The sequence below is a fragment of the Flavobacteriales bacterium genome (assembly GCA_013214975.1).
Taxonomy (GTDB): Bacteria; Bacteroidota; Bacteroidia; order DT-38; family DT-38; genus DT-38.
This window is the reverse complement of sequence record JABSPR010000305.1, coordinates 12755-31217: the sequence shown is the minus strand read 5'-3', so window position 1 is coordinate 31217 and position 18463 is coordinate 12755. Positions and strand designations below refer to the sequence as shown.

Here is an 18463-nt window from a genome sequence, read left to right as displayed (position 1 = left end):
TTTAACGGTGAATTGACTCTTTAACGGTGAATTGACTCACTAACGGTGAAATCGACTCTTAAAGGCAAATTTGAGGGCGAATTGACGTGGAAGAACAGTTATAAGAAAGAAGATCTTGTAGAATATTGATTTGTATGAGTTAGGTAATTCATAGACTCCTTCAGTCCCATGGTTAGGTAGCATTATGAGTCCACATTTTCAGGCGAAAGAGGGGTTTCCCTTAGAAAAATTCGTTTGGTGATTGGCTAAAGTACCGATAAAATCATAGTCGAATATAAAATTATAGGGAAAGACATTTGTAGAAGTATCGCTTGTAGGAACTTTCGTTTGTTCTGCTCCTTCATTTAGCTCAGCTATTTTGCCTAACGCCTCACCCAACCCATCTGAAAACTTATCAAAGTCTTCTTTATATAGAAATAGCTTGTGTTTTTCGTAATAGAATTCGCCGTTATCTTTGAATTGCTTCTTACTCTCAGTAATTGTTAGGTAGTTTTCCTTCCCTTTAGTTTGCTTAACGTCAAAAAAGTAAGTTCTCTTTCCTGCTCTTACAACCTTGGAAAATACCGGTGCTTGACCGTAATTATCTTTTCCCTCCATCTCAATCCTTTTAATATGGTTTATTTTTTAAGGCACTTGTTGTTACAAACATATAAATTATTTGCAACTAATTGATATTTAATCTAATTAATGGCTTTTTCCTCCTTTTGCTGTTTCATATAAAGGTCGAAATATTGATCTTTTAGCTGCATTAATTCATCGTGATTCCCAGTCTCAATAATTTTCCCTTCATCGATTACTATAATTTGATTAAAATCTTTCACCGCTGAAACACGATGGCTAATCATTATTGTTGTGGTATCTTTAATAACTGATTTTAAATTGTGAAGAATAGTAGATTCCGTTTTCGAATCAACAGCTGAGAGGCAGTCATCTAATATTAGAATTTTAGGATTATTGATTAGTGCACGAGCAATGCATATTCTTTGTTTCTGGCCTCCCGACAAGGTGACACCTCTTTCACCAATAAAGGTCTTGTATCTGTCAGGAAGCTCCATTATGTTATCATGTATGTCTGCTAATGTGCTGCTTTTGATAACCTCTTCTTCTGAAAGTAACTTAGAGCTGCCATAGGAAATATTAGCATGTATTGTGTCGGAGAAGAGAAAGGAGTCTTGGGGTACGTAACCAATGCTTTTTCTAAGTGAGTTTAGATTTGTTTCTCTAATGGATGTATTGTCTATAAGAATGTCGCCATTCATAATGTCTGCCATCCTCGTAATTAGATGTGCTATCGTTGATTTTCCTGAACCAGTTTTTCCAATAATGGCTAATGATTCCCCTTTTTTAACTGTAAAAGAAATGTTTCGAAGAACAGGTTGGTTCGCGTTTTTATAGGTGAAAGACACATTGTTGAATTCTACTGTTCCTTTGATTAATGTTTCGGTAAGTGCAGTATTATATACTTCAGGGTTTACATCTAGAAATTCATTTATTCTTTTTTGAGATGCAGAGGCTCTTTGAACAAGAGATGTTACCCAACCTAAAGATGCCACAGGCCATGTTAGCATATTAACATATATAACAAATTCAACTATATTACCTGTAGAAATATTCCCAGCGATAGCTTCTTTACCTCCTATGTAAATAGTTATTAATGTGCTAAGTCCAATTAAGAGTAGCATTGCTGGTAGAAAGATGGCTTCTACCTTTATAAGCTTTAATGATCTCTCTTTGTATGTTGTACACTCTTTATCAAGCTTATGGATAGTATAGTCTTCTTTTAAATAGGATTTAATAACTCTAATTCCCGAAAAGCTTTCTTGTACAAAGATTGAGAGTGTTGATAGCTGTTCTTGTACTCTCTCGCTTTGTTTGTTCATTATACTACTCACATAGTAAATGCTGATGGACAGGACAGGTAGTGGAGCAAGTACATAAAGAGTAAGCTTCACATTTACACTCAACATTGTGGTAATTAATAAAATGAATAGCACTGCCAGGTTTAAAGTATACATGATAGCCGGACCAACATACATCCGTACTCTACTTACATCCTCACTTATTCTATTTATCATATCTCCAGTTCTGTTGGAGCTAATAAATGCACTGTCCATTTTTTGATATTGACTGTATATTTCATTTTTCAAGTCAAATTCGATGTTACGCGACATTATAATTAGTGCCTGGCGCATTAAAAACATAAATAAGCCTTTCAACAGAGCAGCTCCAATAATGAGAGCAGCAAATATTATTATTTGTGATTTTGTCTCTTCGAATAAGTTTTTATCCTTGTGTTGCGCTACGTAATCAAGCTTAAGTTTCATTAAATCAAATGCTTCTCTAATTAGCTGCGCAGGCCAAATAGCAAAGGCATTGGATGCTATAATGAATAAGAAGCCTAGAAGTAATCGATAACGGTACTTGTATAGATATTTATTTAGATGTTTTAAGGATCGCATATATACAGGCTGGAAGAAAAGAGGTAATTTTGTCCTTTATCAGATTGGTGAATACCGGTACCAAAGTTAGCTTTTATCTTAGTGATAAAATATCGGTAATGACAGTCAAATTTAAAAGTTCTTTCAAGGATGTTGAACAGAAGATATATCAGGATTAAGGTGATGCAGGCTCTTTACGGAGTCTTTAAAGAGGCAGGAGGAAGTTCAAAATCAGATCAGGATCAAATGGTCTTGTCTATTGATAGAATTTACGAATTATATATATCCTTATTATTCGTTATTCCAGAAGTATTGAAGGCAATCGAAATAGATGCCGAAAGAATAGCCCAGAGATGGATTAAGGATGGCGAAAGTAATTCTCCACACGAAAAGATTATTACTAATGAGGTTATTCAACAGCTGGGTAATAATAGAGCGATACTTGCATTTTCGGAGAAATACAATGTTAAAAAAGTAATAAGTGCTGATCTTGCAATGAAGATTTTTACTAATCTGAAAAATAGCAATTTGTATGCTAGTTATAAGGCAGAAGTAAATCGTGATTTTGAGGTAGAGAAGGCATTTATTATTAAGTTCTATAGGAAATTCATATTCGATTCAGAGGAATTGGTTAATCTTCTAGAAGAAGAGAATATCCATTGGATAGACGATATGGAGTTGGCCAAAATTTCAGTTATGAAGACGATAAATGGTATTACTTCAAATTCGGATGAGAATCATTCCTTAATGAAATTATATAAAGATGACAAAGAGGATAGTCAATTTGCACTCGACTTGTTTAAACAAACAATAAAGAGATCGGAGGAAATTCAGAAAATGTTGGTTGGCAAAACACAAAACTGGGATGAAGATAGAATTGCCTTTTTAGATAATCTGTTAATGAAGATGGCAATAAGCGAAGTTTTGCATTTTGCATCTATTCCTATTAAAGTTTCCATCAACGAATACATAGAAATTGCGAAGAAGTATAGTACGCCAAAAAGCGGGGCATTTATAAACGGAATACTCGATAATGTGATTGGTGAATTGGACAAGGCTAAAAAGATTAAAAAGACGGGAAGAGGGTTGATTAAATAATAGGGTTTAAATAATTAATTTAGACGACTAAACAAGTAAGTATGAGTAAGAGTTTATTAAGTTTTTGTTTTGGGTTAATAGTATTGGTTTCATCTTGTGGAAGCGAGGCTACTGAAGGAATTAGTTCGGATGTAATAAATAACCCTGCCACGGCATCAGGCGAAGAGGAAAACGAAAATGTACCTGTAATAGAGTTTTTTGAAGAGATATATGACTTTGGAACAATAGTTCAAGGTGAAGTTATAACGCATTCTTATAAATTTAAAAACACGGGTAGATCGGATTTGGTTATTTCAATAGCTAAAGGGAGTTGTGGTTGTACTGTTCCCGAATGGCCACAAGAACCGATTGCTCCAGGAGAAGAATCTGCTATAGAGGTTGTTTTTGATAGCAAGAACAAAGATGGAAAGCAGCATAAAACAATAACAATTTCAGCGAATACTTTACCAGGTACATCTGTTGTAGCATTATCGGGTATGGTAGTAGCACCAAAAAAATAAAAATATGTTTAAGGAAATAATTTTAATGGCAGGAGGAGACGGTGGTCAAAGTGGACCAGAGTTTTTTATGATGATGGGTTTAATAGTAGTAGTATTCTACTTCTTCATGATTAGACCACAACAAAAGAAACAAAAGGATCAAAAGAAATTTAGAGAGTCTTTAGCAAAAGGAGATAAGATTGTAACGATTGGAGGAATCCATGGGAAGGTAGCTGAAGTAAAAGATGCAGACACTACTGTATTAATTACTGTTGAAGGAGGCATTAAATTAAAGATTGAAAAATCGGCGATTTCAATGGATAAAATTGCTGAGATAGAAGAGAAAAAATAGTTTATCGATCATCTTTGTAATTTCTCCCGTTCGTTTGAATTCATAGATACACAAGTATGCTATCGAGGTTGTCAAATATATTTAGAGGAAAAAAAATAAATTCTAGGATATGGACATTTATGCTATGTCTTGGAATTTCTTCTTTTTTTTGGTATTTGATGGCTTTGTCTGAGACATATACAGCTTCAGTATCTTTCCCTGTCGAATACCAAAATGAAGAAAAAGGGTTGGTGTTAATGAATGATCTGCCGGACGAGCTGGTGCTTCATGTTAGATCACGTGGTTTTAACTTGATGAGTTATAAATACTTTTCTGATCACGAACCTATCGTAGTTAAAATAGAAGACCTAAAGGAGAGACGAATTAGTCAATATAGTCACCGGTTTTTATTGACAGATGATATTCGAAGTGATCTGGAGGAGCAAATCAAAGGTAAGGTTGAGGTGATTGATATTAATCCAGACACGCTTCATTTTGATTTTGATAGAAAAAGAAAGAAGATGGTTAAGGTGAAATTAATGAAAGACTTTAACTTTTTAACGCAATATCAAGTGTATGGAGATATAGCATTAGAGCCAAGTATGGTTGAAATTACAGGAGCAAAAAGCATGTTAGATACTATCACGGAAGTTCAAACAGAGCTCTTGAGTAAGATCGATCTTAAAGAAGGTTTTAGTCAAAAAGCACTGCTTTCTATGGATAGCTATAAAGGAAGAGTTATTACCAATACCGAAAGTATTAAGGTTGATGTACAAATCGAAAAGTATACCGAAGGAATAGTGGAAGCTGAAATAAAGATTGCGAATCTACCGTCGGAATACAGTATAAATACCTTCCCATCAAAAGTTAATATTAGATACTTGGTGGCCTTGCGAGACTATGAGGCGGTACAAAATGACTATTATTCTGTTAAGGCGGACTTTGCAAAAGAAAGAGTTAATCCGAATAAATTAAATTTGGAGGTTAACGAAATATCTAGAAATGTTGATGTGATTTCTATAGAACCCAATAAAGTTGAATTTATAATAAATAAATGACACTGAAAGTTGGTATAACAGGAGGGATTGGTAGTGGTAAATCTTTTGTATGTGAGGTTTTTGAAAATATGGGTGTGCCGATATTCTATGCCGACAACGAAGCAAAGAAGATTAATGAGAATCATCCAGATGCCATTACAGGTTTAAAACGAATATGCGGTGAGGAGATATTTGAAGACGGGGTTTTAAATAAAAAGAAACTCGGGAACATTATTTTTTCAGATGCTAACATTCTTGCCGAAGTGAACGGTTTAATCCATCCTTTGGTAAAGCGAGAGTTTCTTAATTGGGCCGAAACTCATAGCGATAAATCCTATGTAATAGAAGAGGCAGCAATCCTATTCGAGAGTGGTGCTAGCGAGCTGATGGATATTGTAATAACTGTTACATCTCCGCTAGAGTTGAAGATAGAACGAGTAATAGCGAGAGATTCGATCTCTAGAGAATTAGTTGAGGAGAGAATAAAGAATCAGATTGAAGACGAAGAAAGAATATCTCGTTCAGACTTTGTAATTAACAACGATGATTCGGAGATGCTTCTCCCGCAAATAGTAAAAATTCACGAAGAGATTATACGTCAAGTAAATCCCTGAGCGATTCTTTAGCTCAAATTCCGTGTAAAACCTAAAGACTCTCTTTAGGTCGTTTTTAAGAAAATAATTTGATTATTTATTTCCAGCGTGATCTGCTAAGAATTGCGCTAATCCACTATCCGTTAAAGGATGATTTAGTAATTGTAGAATTGGCTTAAGTGGACAAGTAACTACATCCGCACCATTTTCTGCACATTCAATAATATGCATAGGGTGACGAACCGATGCAGCTAATATTTGTGTTTCAAAACCGTAATTGTCATAGATTAAACGAATCTGTGCAATCAAATCGATTCCACTAAATGAAATATCATCAAGTCTACCGAGAAAAGGAGAAATATAAGTTGCTCCCGCTTTCGCTGCCAATAATGCTTGTCCTGCAGAGAATATAAGCGTACAATTCGTTTTGATGCCTTTATTGCTAAAATATTTTAATGCTTTAATGCCATCTTTTATCATTGGGATTTTAACCACGATGTTTTCATGTAGACTAGCTAAGTGATCACCTTCCTCTACCATTCCAGCAAAATCAGTAGAAATGACTTCGGCACTAATATCACCATCAGCAATATTGCAGATGTCTATGTAATGCTGGTCTACATTCTCTTTCCCGTTAATGCCTTCTTTTGCCATTAGAGATGGGTTGGTTGTTACACCATCCATTATACCTAGGTCTTGGGCTTCTCTGATCTCATCAAGATTTGCTGTGTCTACAAAAAATTTCATGGCAATAAGTTAAAAAAGTTAGCTATTCGTTAATTCGACTTAAAGGTATAAATGGTAAGCATGGATTCCCGAAAAAGAAATTAACAAAGTAGGCCAAGAAATTAACAATTCCCTTGTCTTAGCTAATTTGTTAGTGCGAAAAGCGATAGGAATAAACTTAATGTGGCAATTAAGGGATGAGATTTTGCACAAAAAAATGGGTAAGCTACTTATATCGCACCGCTACAACCATTCACCCTTGCTACCTTCCGGTCCTGGGGGAGTTCAATGGGAGCTGGTCGTATAAGACTTACCCATTGCAAACTTAATCTATTAACAATTTATTTTGATGATTTCCTGTAATTTTTTCGATTTGCCATTTACTATATTTGGCTTTTCAATTTTATAGTATGACAATACCACGAGACCCTTTAAATATAGCGAGTATAGGATGCTTGATAAATTTCACATTATTTGTGTTATTTGAAATCCTTGGTTATAATCCGTTAGGATTAGTTAGTTGGATCGGTTCCGGGCTAATTGTAGGTGTTATTGCTATGAGTATAATCAGGTATAGAGATGGAGCCTTGGATGGTATTATTTCATTTCGGCAAGCAATGTCTATAGGGATGTTAGCCTCGATCGTATATTCATCTATGTTTGCTATACTAATATATATGTACGGCACGTTTGCTAGTCCTTCTATTGTAGGGGTGCATATTCAATGGTTAAAGGATTCGATGAGCGTTATTTTTGATAGCTTTGGTGATGAAATGGCTAATGAAATTATGGAGGAACTGAAATTCATTACAATGGGGTCTATTTCTTTTGGGGATTTTCAAAGCAAACTAATCAGTGGAGCGATAATATCTTTAATAAGCTCAAATATTTTAAAAAGAAGTGAAGACGATTACGAATATGAATGATCAACTAAATCTATCTGTCGTAATACCCTTGTATAACGAGGATGAATCTCTTTCTAAACTTATAGATTGGATTACTAAAGTAATGTCTACCCAAGAGATTACTTATGAAGTACTTCTGATTGATGATGGAAGTATTGATAAATCATGGTCTGTGATTTCAACATTATCCGCTGCCGATGATCGTGTTAAAGGCATTCGGTTTTCTCGAAATTACGGTAAGTCCGCAGCTCTAAATATTGGATTTGAAGCATGTAAAGGGGAGGTCGTTATAACAATGGATGCAGACATGCAGGATAGTCCAGATGAAATCCCACCGCTTTATAATATGATTAAAGATGGTTATGACCTAGTTTCTGGATGGAAGAAAAAACGCTTTGATCCGATTATGAAGACCATCCCTTCTAAATTCTTTAATGGAGTTACAGGGCTATTAACAGGCATTAAAATTCATGATTTCAACTGTGGTCTTAAAGCATACAATGCGGATGTAGTAAAGAATATTGAGATATATGGCGAGATGCACAGATACATTCCTGTGATTGCTAAGAAATCGGGCTTTGGTAAGATCACAGAAAAAATTGTTGAACATCGAAAAAGAGAATTTGGTTCAACCAAGTTTGGCTTAGAACGCTTTGTGTTTGGTTTTTTAGATTTGTTGAGTGTTTTGTTTATTACAAGATTTAGCAAAAGACCAATGCATCTTTTTGGCTCTATGGGATCACTTTCTTTCATTGGTGGAGGAGGAGTTGCTATGTACATTATCGGAGCTAAAATATATGCACAGTTTAATCAGTTACCAGTTAGGCAGGCCACAGAACAACCATTGTTTTATTTGGCTTTATGCGCACTGATTATTGGAGTTCAATTGTTTCTAGCGGGCTTTTTAGCCGAGTTGATTTCTAGATCTTCTTCAGACCGAAACAATTACCTTGTTAAAAGTAAAATAGGTGTAGAGTAATGTTTTACTCCATTGTAATTCCTGTTTTCAATCGTCCAGATCATATTCAAGAGGTTCTGGAGTGCTTATCGAATCAGACTTTTTCAAATTTTGAGGTTATCATAGTTGAGAGTGGTTCTTCTATTAAATCAGATCAAGTTGTTGACTCGTTTAAGAAAAAACTAGACATTCAATATCATTTAAGAGGTAACGACGGACAGGGTTATTCACGAAATTATGGTATGTCTAAAGCAAAGGGAGAGTACTTTGTAATTTTTGATTCTGATTTAATCATTCCAACTACCTATATGGAAGTAGTGAATAATAGCTTAGCCAACAATTTCTTGGATAGCTATGGAGGTCCGGATAAAGCACACCACTCATTTACGATTACCCAAAAAGCGATTGATTTTGTTCTTACCTCATTTATCACAACAGGAGGGAGTAGAGGGTCTTCAAATGCAATAGCAAGGTTTCGACCCCGAAGTTTTAATATGGGCTTTTCTCGAGTAGTGTATGAAGCAACCGATGGTTATTTGTTGCCTTTCTTAGCAGAAGATTTAGAGTTTAGTATACGCGTTGAAAAACTTGGTTTTGAGTCGGGTCTTATAAACGATGCTTATGTATACCATAAGAGGAAGGAAACACTGAAAGGGTTTTATCAGCAGATGCATTTTTTTGGTAGAGCTAGGATTAATGTGAACCGATTTCATCCAGGTAACATTAAGCTGATGCATTTGGTGCCATTACTATTTTTAGGATACTTATATGTACTGTTGATTACTACCCTCTTTTATCGTGAAGAATTGCGGTTTGTTCTTGTCCCTTTGATATTGCATTCTGCCTTGCTTCTTGGTACAGCTTTGGTAATCCTTAAAAACCCGGTAACAGCAATTATAGCTGTGGTTGCTTCTTATATTCAGCTAACTGCCTATGCCTTGGGGTTAATAAAAGAAGTAGTAAATAATTCGAATCCTTTGTGATAAAAGAAGTACGTTGGCCAATAATTATTTGGCTTTAGTTAAAAATTTTCCTGCTCGTTGAACGTGAATATGGCTTTCTGCCTTAACAAGAGCTCCGCCTCCCCACATTATTAGTCCAGCAAATCCAATGGTCAATGTATTGGGTCCATATGTATTTGAGCTAATTTGAAGAGCAGCAAAATTGGCAAGAAGCATACCCACACTGAATAGTCCAATACCGATGTAGTGGTTTCTTGTGTAAAGTTTTAATTCTTGGCCGGCAGCTCTTACCTCTAATGACTGATTACTTATTACACTTCTATTTCTCGTGTCAATAGAATCTATGATATGGATTACATCTGACCTTGTAAGTGTTGTGTTTTTCAGGAGGTTCAAAGGAGCCTCTTGTGCAAACGAATTCACGGTAAGAAGTAAAGTTAAACTAATGAGTATAATAGAAATTTTAGAGAGCATAATTAGGATATTGGTCTGGTTTTGAATTTCAAAAGTATTAAATCAAATATTGAATTGAAAGGATACTTAAAATCTCAGTGTTTTTCCTTCCCTGTTAATACGTTTAATTGCAACATCCCAATCTAAAATGGTTTCACTTTCGATTTGAAGAGAGCTTATTTCTACCGCTATATTTTTACTGAATTTCATGGCTCACAGTTCCGATAAAAGTTGTTAATGACCTCTTCACTATTCCATAAAGTCATTATATGGTGTTTAGCCCAAAAGCCTTTATCCTTGTATGAAAGGTTGTAGGAAGCTTCTATTTGCTTTACTACATCTCTTGCGAGCATTGCGAGGCGAAAAAAATTCAATGGAGAACGAAGCTCAATTGATGTCACACTTACTATCATTGAAGCAAGTTAGCTATTCTTTAGCCACACTTGTTGCCGCAGGGAGGATTTCTACTTGGACCATTCTGCCGTCTTTAAATGAACCATCATAAAGCGTTTCATCTTTTTTGAAAACAAGTCTTCTGTGGTCATTAATTACATCTTCGGCAAATTCTCCGACATATTTGTTACCGTTTTTCTGGAGATAAGTACCAGTACCTGCTTTCTTTCCTTTTAGATAATCACCGGTGTATAAATCTCCATTAGAATAGGAGTAGTATTCAAATCCTTCTTGGAGTCCATTTCTCCAATCACTTCGATAATTATCTCCACTCGTCCACTGAAAAGTACCATACCCTCCATGGCAATTTCCTTGTACACACTGAGCCTTGATAGGTGAGTATGAAATTAAGCAGGTAATAATTAAGGCGTAAAATAGTTTTATTCATGATTTTTTTTAATTCTCTGAATCTCAAACGGAGTGCTGTATGTTACTGTAAATTAGTTAAAAGTGAATGTTTTCTGGCGCTAAAATACGTTCTGCGTTATTGTTCGAAGAAGTGATACGTTTTGGGCCACTTTCTTTAATCAATAATAAAAGGAGATAGAAAGAGATTAATCGAGGCGTTCGTGAAATTGAAGGAATATTGCTTGGAACTATTCTGTCTTGATGAAATCCTCCATTTCTAAGCCAGTGACTTTTTTAATCATACTGATTAAATCATAGAGGATTAATCCAGTTACTACCATCATTGGTATTGCAATTACAGGAAAACTTAGTGCTGTCATTTTTCCTAAGCTCTCATTAAATTCAGCACTCCCAGGGTCGCCAACTAGAATCCAAACGGCTAATAAATAATTTAATAATGCCGAAAGAAAGAACGATCCACCGATTAAATAAGATGAAAAATTAATTTTCTTTTGGAAGGCACCTCCTTCACCTTTTTCTAGAAAGGCATTTTTAATTTTGTCAAAGTCCATAAACGAACTAAACAGTTTAGGGACCAGCTTGTAATTGGTACGCTGAGAGGCTATAACTACGACACCTATAATCAACGGAATGGCAGTTTCTTTAATTACCATCCATTTCCGATCTAAACTTAAAAGACCGATCCCGCCAGTTAATAGAACAGAAACTAACCCAAGGATAGAGAATACGTTAAACTTTTTATGAATCAATAATTCTCGAATCCCATATCCAAGAGGGAATGTAAGAGCAATTAATAATCCATTAACTTCTCCGAAATACTCTTCATTGCTGAATTTTGACATTATCACCGAAGGGATAATTACGTTAACAGCTATGTTAACTAATGCATTTTCCTTCTTCTTTTTTTTGGCTTCTTGTTCAGTCATTTAAATACTACGATAATTAAGGTGTGCAAATTTAGGTTATAATCATTTTGAAGTGAGGAAAAGAAGAGATTTCCTGCTATTTCATTAGTAAATAATAACCTAGTTTTACTTTAGGCAAGTTTAATATAAACGAAGAATATAGAAGATAATATGGGATTGACAAATAATGATATCATCAAGAAATTAAGGGTTGCATTGAAATTGAGGGATGAGGATATCGTAGATATATTAAAGCTGGTAGATTTTAATATATCTAAAAGTGAACTAGGTGCGTTTTTCAGGAAAGAGGATCATCCTAAATACATGGAGCTTCAAGATCAAATTCTTCGTAATTTCTTAAATGGATTGGTAATCTACAAACGTGGACCAAGAGAGGATAAAAGAACACCAACTAATACTCCAAACAAAATCAATAAGAAGTTTAACTAAGTCCTAATTATCAAACGACTTAAATAATTCTATTATGATAATTAAATATTCTGATAATTTATTTCTGCAAATAGCCGGGGTAATCTACCATAACGGAGGAAGGATTATTGCCTTTATTATTTTGTCGAGTATTGCTGTATTACAGAAAGAAGTATGTTTAATTATGGGGTGGGAGGTTTTTGAACTGCCTGTTATACCAGTTAGTATTCTTGGTAGCGCTCTGGCAATATTTCTGGCATTTCGAAATAATCATGCATATGATAGATGGTGGGAAGCAAGAAAGATGTGGGGTGGCATAGTAAACACAAGTAGGTCGTTATCGATGATGATATTATCGTTTGGTTCTACCGTATATGGCAAAGGAGATGTAACAGATGAACAAGTTAAAGAGTGGCAGAGAGAAATTGTGCATCGTCATATAGCTTGGATTTACTCACTCGTACACCGATTAAGAGACATTAGGAATTGTGAATTATATGGTCATTATTTATCGGAGGATGATATTAGTCAAATTAAACCGGCTTCAAATCGTCCTGCCAGATTACTATTAATACAAGGGAAGAGTTTGCAAAAGGCTTATGAAGATGGAATAATTGAGGATTTTAGGCACATGGAATTGGTGACTCTAATTAAGGAGTTGTATTCTCTTCAAGGACAAACCGAAAGAATTAAGAATACGGTTTTTCCATACTATTATAATTACTTCACCCGAGTTTTTATGTGGTTTTTTATTATCGCTTTTCCTTATGTTTTAGTTCCATCTGTTAGTTGGTGGATTGCTATTTTGGTTAGTGTGGCGATTAATTTTGTATTCTCAATATTAGAGAAATCAGGCACGATAACGGAAGAACCATTTGAAGATAGAGCAGCGGATACACCAATGAGTTCTATTACAAGAAATATAGAAATAGATTTACTCGAAATGTTAGGCGATGACAATATACCAGAACCATGGCCAGCCGATATGGGGAAATTTAATGTGGAGTATATTAAGTAACAGCTCTTACTATGGCGAAGACACCAGTTCATTTTTTACACATCGGCAAGACTGGCGGAACGGCACTTATTAGTACGTTAAAGGAAGTTAAAGAAACAGAAGAATACTTGATTAGAATGCATCCGCATCGAGTTAAACTGATGACTGTTCCTGTAGGTCATAAAGTAGTTTTCTTTCTTCGTCATCCTGTAAATAGATTTATAAGCTCATTTTATTCAAGATTGCTAAAAGGTGCACCAAGACATAATTTGGAATGGCGACCATTAGAGGCAGAGGCATTTGCCATATTTAAAATCGCGAACGATCTCGCCGAAGGTTTAAGTTCTACGGATCTATCTCTTAAGGAAAAAGCCGAAAATGCGATGCGAAATATTTTCCATGTTCGTAATTCATTTTATGATTGGGTGGGGGATGATGATTATTTCGAATCTCGTTTGGATGATATACTGTTCATTGGGAACCAGTCTAGAATGAATGATGATTTTGAAAAACTGAAGAGTATTCTAGGTGTTTCCAAAGAGGTTAGTCTCCCTACAGATGACTTAGCTTCTCATCGTAACACATTAGAAGTAGATAAGAATCTTTCGGATATTGGAAGAAAAAATATTGAAGATTGGTACAGTAGCGATATTTTATTTTATTCCAAATGGGAAAATGGAATATATGATTGGGAAAGTTAAATCGGTATCAAAAAATTTTACAATTTTAAAGAAGAAGACATGAAATTAGACCACGAATTTTACAAGCTCCCTTTTACTTTTGACGTTGAAAAACTCCAAGAGGAAGTAGCTCAATTTACCATTGAAGATTGGACAGATAGAGGGGCGAAATCGTTCGAGGGGAATACCGCCATACAGCTTGTAAGTACAGATGGGGAAATGAACGATTCTTTTAATGGTCCGATGGAAACAACAGACTCGCTTGAAAAATGCCCTTACATTAAACAGGTTATAGCCCAATTTGATCAAGTGGTTGGGCGTTCAAGACTTATGCGCGTTGCCCCAGGGAAAACAGTTCCGCCTCATCGTGATTCTCAATATCATTGGTACAAAAGAAGTAGGCTACATATTCCCATTTTCACCTCCGATAAAGTTCGCTTCTTGTGCAACGATAAGGAGATAAACATGAAGGCAGGAGAGACATGGCTTTTAAATACGTGGGAGTTACACAGCGTACATAACGATAGCGATGAGTTCAGAGTACATTTGGTAGTCGACTTTTCACCTTCTGGGAACTTTTGGGATTTGCTAAATATGTCCTACAAACCAGGTTACGATTCAATAGAACTTGTAGATAGCAAATTTGTTGAATTTGACGAAGGCGGTTTTTGCGAAATTCTTACAGAGAAGTATTGTGTTCCCTTGGTAATGTCTGCCGGCGAAGCGGATGGTATCATGGAGTTTATTTGCCGAGAGGTGCAGTTAGACAATAGAAACAATGAATCGGATTTGGCTAAGTTTGAAAACTTGGTAAGGCTTTTTAAAAGTGATTGGAGAGCACATTGGTATAGATATGGTGCGGAAGAGGTGGGAATGGAGATTGGAACTACTATGCTTCGGAAATACTTTAATGACTTTAAAAACTTGGGTGTGCAATTGGTATTGCCCTCCGGTGCGCCAGTTTTGAATGTCGTAAAGAATTTGGTTTTTTCTAAGTTGGTGAATATGGAGCAACTTGGATCGGAAGCGGTGTAGTTGAAATTTATTGAAGTATTAGGATAATTTAATTCAAAAATGAAAACAAATAGGAACACAACTATTCTAACGATAATGTTGATGACATTGATATTATTGTCTAGCTCATGTTTGACAACGAAAACAGTTGTAGGAGAATTCAAAGAACAACAAGGAGAAGAATACAAATATTCTAAAGGAAAACAATTATGGTTATTCTGGGGATTAGTCCCTTTGGGAAGAACAAATGTAAATACACCTTCTGATGGGAACTGTGAAGTTATTACAAAATTCAAGTTTGGAGATGTTTTAATTTCAGCCCTTACCGGAGGAATTGTAACAAGTTATACGATAAAAGTAAAAGCTAAAAGAAACAACTAGCCCATAACAAAACCTAAAGCATACAGATAGCTTTTTTCTGCCATTAAAAAATAATAAATTTTTTTTTGGAATCTCGTCGATTCAACTACCAGCAATCGATTAACTCATCGCTTTCTGCTCTAACCAAATCGTTTGGATTGTAAGGGTGGTCGGTTAAGTCGGCTACGATTGCCTTCTCATTTCCAACAGTAGTAAACCCTCTCCATACGTTTGGGGGAATAGTAACCAATTGGTGGTTATCCTCACCAATAAAAAACTCTCTTGAACTCACTCCATCGTAAACAACGAGTTTTATATTGCCAGTAATAACGGCGTAATTAACGGTAGTGGTTTTGTTCTTATGCCATGCTTTTACTTTGCCAGGCAATATTGTAGAAAAGTAGATCTCTCCAAATTGATGAAATGTATCATCAGTCGATTTCATCATGTGCTTAACATCACCGCGATCGTCGGCAATAACTTTTAAGTCTCTAACGGTAACTTGGTCTACCATTATAAGGCGTCGTATTTATGGATTTGCTTCAAGCAAAGTTGATAAGCATCTTCCGTTTTATAGTTCTTATACCATTCACAGATATAATCGACCGTGGCATCGATGTTTAATTTAGGCCTCCAATCAATTTGTTTATCTGCTTTATCTATGTCCAGGAATAATAAACCAGCTTCAGACAAATTGCTAGTATCTCCTTCAATACGAAGATTTCCTGATCCCCATTTCTCAATAATAAGATCGATTACTTCTTTCACAGTAACCATAGAAGATCTTTCTGGACCAAAGTTCCATCCACCGTTTAAGTCTTCTCCTTCATATTGCCTTTTGGCTAGTTCTAAATAACCTCTTATTGGTTCCAGTACAAACTGCCAAGGTCTTGTGCTAATTGGATTTCTTATTACAATGTCTTCATTACTTTCTAATGCATTAATAGCATCCGGTACTAATCTGTCTTTCGCCCAATCTCCGCCACCAACAACGTTTCCAGCTCTAGTAGTGGCAAGTTTTAATTGAAAAGAATACCGGTAAGATTCGGCAACCATCTCTGCACAACCTTTACTTGCACTGTAAGGGTCTTGCGTACTAAAAGGGTCATCCTCTTTATATCCTTCTTGCTTCTCAATATTCAAATAGCATTTGTCTGAGGTAATTATAACAGAAGATTTTACAGGATGCTTTCGAATACATTCTAACACATTCGCTGTACCCATTACATTCGTGCTAAATGTATCAATTGGGATATCGTAAGATAATCGTACAAGAGATTGAGCCGCTAAATGTAAGATGATTTCAGGTTGGTGTTCAATAAATACTTTTTCTAAAGCGTCTAAATCTCGAATGTCGCCTCGTATATCTGTTATTTTTTTAGATAGATTCGATATTTCAAAAAGACTATTGTCGTAAAGGGTATCGTTTGAGTAGCCTATTACTTCTGCTCCCATGTCGTGTAACCAAATACACATCCAAGTTCCTTTAAACCCGGTATGGCCTGTTACCAATACTTTTTTACCTCTATAGAAATCGGAGTACGACATATGTTTTATTTATTGATTCTCTATTAAAGTAAATATTTGATTTGCCTCATGTTCGAATTGGTCTTGCGTTTGAAAATTTACGACATTTTTCAACTTCTTACAGTCTACAAATAAGTCGTCGCTATAAATTGTTTCGTCGCTAGAGTTAACCGAGATTTCTAATTCTTTTTTGTACTTATGTAGATAAGCATTTTTTACAGCGTTAGCTACTTCGTTTATCGTTCTTGTATTTTCTCCTGAAAGATTAAAAATACCTTCTGCACTTTGTTCTAAAGAAGTGATTTGTTGAAAGATGCTACAAACATCGCCCATCCAAATAAAATCTCTAGGCGCATTTCCGTTAGATTTTAAAACGATTTCCTTTTTCTCTACTGCCATTCGTGCAAGATCGTTTAGCACAAGATACCATTTCGAGGAATTAATGTCTTTCGGACAACCGTATGAATTGGTGAGGCGAATTATTGCTGATGGAATTTTATATTCTTCGCTGAACTCAGTAACGTTCTCTTCTCCGTTAAGATGACTAAGTCCATAATCATTTAAAGGAAGGGTAGGTGTGTCTTCTGTAATTATTCCTTGGAATTTTCCATAAACTTGAAAAGTAGACAAGTATATAACTTGTTTTAATTTATCTCGATTGAGGGCTTTAAGAATATTTAAGGTGCCTTGAGCGTTTGTCTTTTCGGATTCCTCTTTATAATTATCTATGAAAAAATCGTTTGAACTAGCCGCATGAATCACATATTCGAACTGTTTGTCTTTTAACGAAGCCTCACATTCGTTTTTATTTGAAATGTCGCATGAAATAAAATTGTACGAACAGTTAGGCAGAATATTTCGATTCGTTTTTGATAAGACGGTAACATTAAATCCTGCTTTGTAATAGCTCTCTGTAAGCCATGAACCTAAATTCCCTAATCCTCCAGTAATTAATATATCAGCAGACATTTTAAACAGGTATTACCAAGATTTCCATCTCGCCTCGCCAGTGTTCCAATAAGATTCAAGAAGATTTTTATCTCTCATCGTATCCATGGCATGCCAAAAACCAGTGTGCTGAAAAGCGGCCAACTTGTTTTCTGAAGCAAGTTTTTCGAGTGGTTCTCTTTCGAAAACAGTTGAATCATCTTCGATGTAATCAATAACTTTTGGCTCGCAAACAAAGAAGCCTCCATTAATCCAGGCACCATCTCCCTTTGGTTTTTCTTGAAAACTAGAAACAGATCCGTTATCAATTTGAAGGGCTCCAAATCTGCCTTCTGGCTGTACGGCTGTAACAGTAACCGTTTTGTTTTGTTCTTTATGGAAGTTAACGAGTTTATCAATATTCACATCAGAAACCCCATCGCCATATGTAAGTAGGAATGGTTTGTTACCGATATGCTCTTTGGCTCTTTTTATTCTTCCTCCAATCATAGTGTTTGCGCCAGTATCCAGTAACGTGATTTTCCAAGGCTCCGTATTTTGATTTAATATCTCCATGGAGTTGTTGCTCAAATCTATAGTAACATCATTCTGGTGAAGAAAGTAGTTCGCGAAATACTCTTTAATCACGTACCCTTTATACCCTAAGAGGATAACAAAGTCATTATATCCATAAGATGAATAGATTTTCATGATGTGCCAGATAATTGGCTTGTCGCCAATTGTTACCATTGGTTTAGGAATTGAGTGTGTCTCTTCACTTAGTCTAGTTCCTAGTCCACCTGCAAGTATTACTACTTTCAT

The 18463-nt window shown here is 35.5% G+C and carries 23 protein-coding genes and 1 other RNA gene; 13 read left to right on the top strand and 11 right to left on the bottom strand.

Annotated elements, in window-relative coordinates; translation table 11 throughout:
• Positions 1–198 precede the first annotated feature (198 nt).
• Both HRT72_09745 and HRT72_09740 read right to left on the bottom strand, forming a co-directional pair.
• On the bottom strand, positions 199–597 hold the full coding sequence (locus HRT72_09745) for a DUF3276 family protein (protein NQY67988.1): 399 nt from the start codon (positions 595–597) through the stop codon (positions 199–201).
• Between the two features lie 83 nt (positions 598–680).
• Positions 681–2459, bottom strand: a complete 1779-nt coding sequence (locus HRT72_09740; protein NQY67987.1) for an ABC transporter ATP-binding protein — start codon at positions 2457–2459, stop codon at positions 681–683.
• A gap of 129 nt (positions 2460–2588) precedes the next feature.
• On the opposite strand from HRT72_09740, the gene nusB reads away from it, so the two are divergent.
• The 5 genes from nusB (at position 2589) to HRT72_09715 (ending at position 5997) form a co-directional block, all read left to right on the top strand.
• The gene (gene nusB / locus HRT72_09735) at positions 2589–3536 is read left to right on the top strand and encodes a transcription antitermination factor NusB (protein ID NQY67986.1); all 948 of its coding nucleotides are present in this window, start codon (positions 2589–2591) and stop codon (positions 3534–3536) included.
• Positions 3537–3577: 41 nt separating this feature from the next.
• Positions 3578–4036 carry a DUF1573 domain-containing protein gene (locus HRT72_09730; GenBank protein ID NQY67985.1) on the top strand — a complete coding sequence of 153 codons (459 nt, stop codon included), beginning with the start codon at positions 3578–3580 and terminating at the stop codon, positions 4034–4036.
• A gap of 4 nt (positions 4037–4040) precedes the next feature.
• Entirely contained in the window at positions 4041–4367 is a 327-nt protein-coding gene (gene yajC, locus HRT72_09725; protein NQY67984.1) for a preprotein translocase subunit YajC, read from the top strand.
• Positions 4368–4435: 68 nt separating this feature from the next.
• Positions 4436–5404 (top strand): hypothetical protein, encoded by a 969-nt coding sequence (locus tag HRT72_09720; protein NQY67983.1) that lies wholly within the window; start codon positions 4436–4438, stop codon positions 5402–5404.
• Complete coding sequence (locus tag HRT72_09715) at positions 5401–5997, top strand: dephospho-CoA kinase (GenBank protein ID NQY67982.1); 597 nt, start codon at positions 5401–5403, stop codon at positions 5995–5997. The genes HRT72_09720 and HRT72_09715 overlap by 4 nt, the downstream gene beginning before the upstream one ends.
• Positions 5998–6069: 72 nt before the next feature.
• Here HRT72_09715 and fsa read toward each other — a convergent pair whose 3' ends face one another.
• Together fsa and ffs are read right to left on the bottom strand one after the other, a co-directional pair.
• Positions 6070–6723 carry a fructose-6-phosphate aldolase gene (gene fsa, locus HRT72_09710; protein ID NQY67981.1) on the bottom strand — a complete coding sequence of 218 codons (654 nt, stop codon included), beginning with the start codon at positions 6721–6723 and terminating at the stop codon, positions 6070–6072.
• A 195-nt stretch (positions 6724–6918) separates the two neighbouring features.
• Positions 6919–7018: signal recognition particle sRNA small type (gene ffs / locus HRT72_09705), an RNA gene on the bottom strand.
• Between the two features lie 94 nt (positions 7019–7112).
• Here ffs and HRT72_09700 point away from each other — a divergent pair.
• Genes HRT72_09700 through HRT72_09690 form a run of 3 tightly spaced genes read left to right on the top strand, consistent with a single transcriptional unit; the run spans position 7113 to position 9548 of the window.
• Entirely contained in the window at positions 7113–7628 is a 516-nt protein-coding gene (locus HRT72_09700) for a DUF4199 domain-containing protein (GenBank protein NQY67980.1), read from the top strand.
• On the top strand, positions 7621–8586 hold the full coding sequence (locus HRT72_09695; protein NQY67979.1) for a glycosyltransferase family 2 protein: 966 nt from the start codon (positions 7621–7623) through the stop codon (positions 8584–8586). Before HRT72_09700 ends, HRT72_09695 begins: the two co-directional genes overlap by 8 nt.
• Positions 8586–9548 (top strand): glycosyltransferase, encoded by a 963-nt coding sequence (locus HRT72_09690; protein NQY67978.1) that lies wholly within the window; start codon positions 8586–8588, stop codon positions 9546–9548. The genes HRT72_09695 and HRT72_09690 overlap by 1 nt, the downstream gene beginning before the upstream one ends.
• A 24-nt stretch (positions 9549–9572) precedes the next feature.
• On the opposite strand, the gene HRT72_09685 is transcribed toward HRT72_09690, so the two are convergent.
• The 3 genes from HRT72_09685 to HRT72_09675 all read right to left on the bottom strand — a co-directional run bounded on the left by HRT72_09685 (position 9573) and on the right by HRT72_09675 (position 11728).
• The gene (locus HRT72_09685) at positions 9573–10001 is read right to left on the bottom strand and encodes a hypothetical protein (protein NQY67977.1); all 429 of its coding nucleotides are present in this window, start codon (positions 9999–10001) and stop codon (positions 9573–9575) included.
• Positions 10002–10606: 605 nt separating this feature from the next.
• The gene (locus tag HRT72_09680; protein NQY67976.1) at positions 10607–10753 is read right to left on the bottom strand and encodes a hypothetical protein; all 147 of its coding nucleotides are present in this window, start codon (positions 10751–10753) and stop codon (positions 10607–10609) included.
• A gap of 276 nt (positions 10754–11029) precedes the next feature.
• The gene (locus HRT72_09675; GenBank protein NQY67975.1) at positions 11030–11728 is read right to left on the bottom strand and encodes an MFS transporter; all 699 of its coding nucleotides are present in this window, start codon (positions 11726–11728) and stop codon (positions 11030–11032) included.
• Between the two features lie 150 nt (positions 11729–11878).
• Here HRT72_09675 and HRT72_09670 point away from each other — a divergent pair, with 150 nt between their 5' ends.
• Genes HRT72_09670 through HRT72_09650 form a run of 5 tightly spaced genes read left to right on the top strand, consistent with a single transcriptional unit; the run spans position 11879 to position 15208 of the window.
• Positions 11879–12157 (top strand): DUF1456 family protein, encoded by a 279-nt coding sequence (locus HRT72_09670; protein ID NQY67974.1) that lies wholly within the window; start codon positions 11879–11881, stop codon positions 12155–12157.
• Between the two features lie 34 nt (positions 12158–12191).
• Positions 12192–13154 carry a hypothetical protein gene (locus tag HRT72_09665; GenBank protein ID NQY67973.1) on the top strand — a complete coding sequence of 321 codons (963 nt, stop codon included), beginning with the start codon at positions 12192–12194 and terminating at the stop codon, positions 13152–13154.
• Positions 13155–13165: 11 nt separating this feature from the next.
• The gene (locus HRT72_09660; GenBank protein NQY67972.1) at positions 13166–13834 is read left to right on the top strand and encodes a sulfotransferase family 2 domain-containing protein; all 669 of its coding nucleotides are present in this window, start codon (positions 13166–13168) and stop codon (positions 13832–13834) included.
• Positions 13835–13873: 39 nt separating this feature from the next.
• Positions 13874–14848, top strand: a complete 975-nt coding sequence (locus HRT72_09655) for an aspartyl/asparaginyl beta-hydroxylase domain-containing protein (GenBank protein NQY67971.1) — start codon at positions 13874–13876, stop codon at positions 14846–14848.
• Positions 14849–14887: 39 nt separating this feature from the next.
• Positions 14888–15208, top strand: a complete 321-nt coding sequence (locus HRT72_09650) for a hypothetical protein (GenBank protein NQY67970.1) — start codon at positions 14888–14890, stop codon at positions 15206–15208.
• Positions 15209–15293: 85 nt separating this feature from the next.
• On the opposite strand, the gene HRT72_09645 is transcribed toward HRT72_09650, so the two are convergent.
• The 4 genes from HRT72_09645 to rfbF are packed head-to-tail and all read right to left on the bottom strand — an operon-like array spanning position 15294 to position 18463.
• Positions 15294–15701 carry a WxcM-like domain-containing protein gene (locus tag HRT72_09645; protein ID NQY67969.1) on the bottom strand — a complete coding sequence of 136 codons (408 nt, stop codon included), beginning with the start codon at positions 15699–15701 and terminating at the stop codon, positions 15294–15296.
• Positions 15701–16735: a CDP-glucose 4,6-dehydratase gene (gene rfbG, locus HRT72_09640; GenBank protein NQY67968.1), complete on the bottom strand. Its 1035-nt coding sequence runs from the start codon at positions 16733–16735 to the stop codon at positions 15701–15703. Before rfbG ends, HRT72_09645 begins: the two co-directional genes overlap by 1 nt.
• 9 nt (positions 16736–16744) lie before the next feature.
• A complete protein-coding gene (locus HRT72_09635) occupies positions 16745–17683 on the bottom strand; it encodes an SDR family oxidoreductase (GenBank protein NQY67967.1) in 939 nt (312 codons plus the stop codon).
• Between the two features lie 12 nt (positions 17684–17695).
• Positions 17696–18463 carry a glucose-1-phosphate cytidylyltransferase gene (gene rfbF, locus HRT72_09630; protein ID NQY67966.1) on the bottom strand — a complete coding sequence of 256 codons (768 nt, stop codon included), beginning with the start codon at positions 18461–18463 and terminating at the stop codon, positions 17696–17698.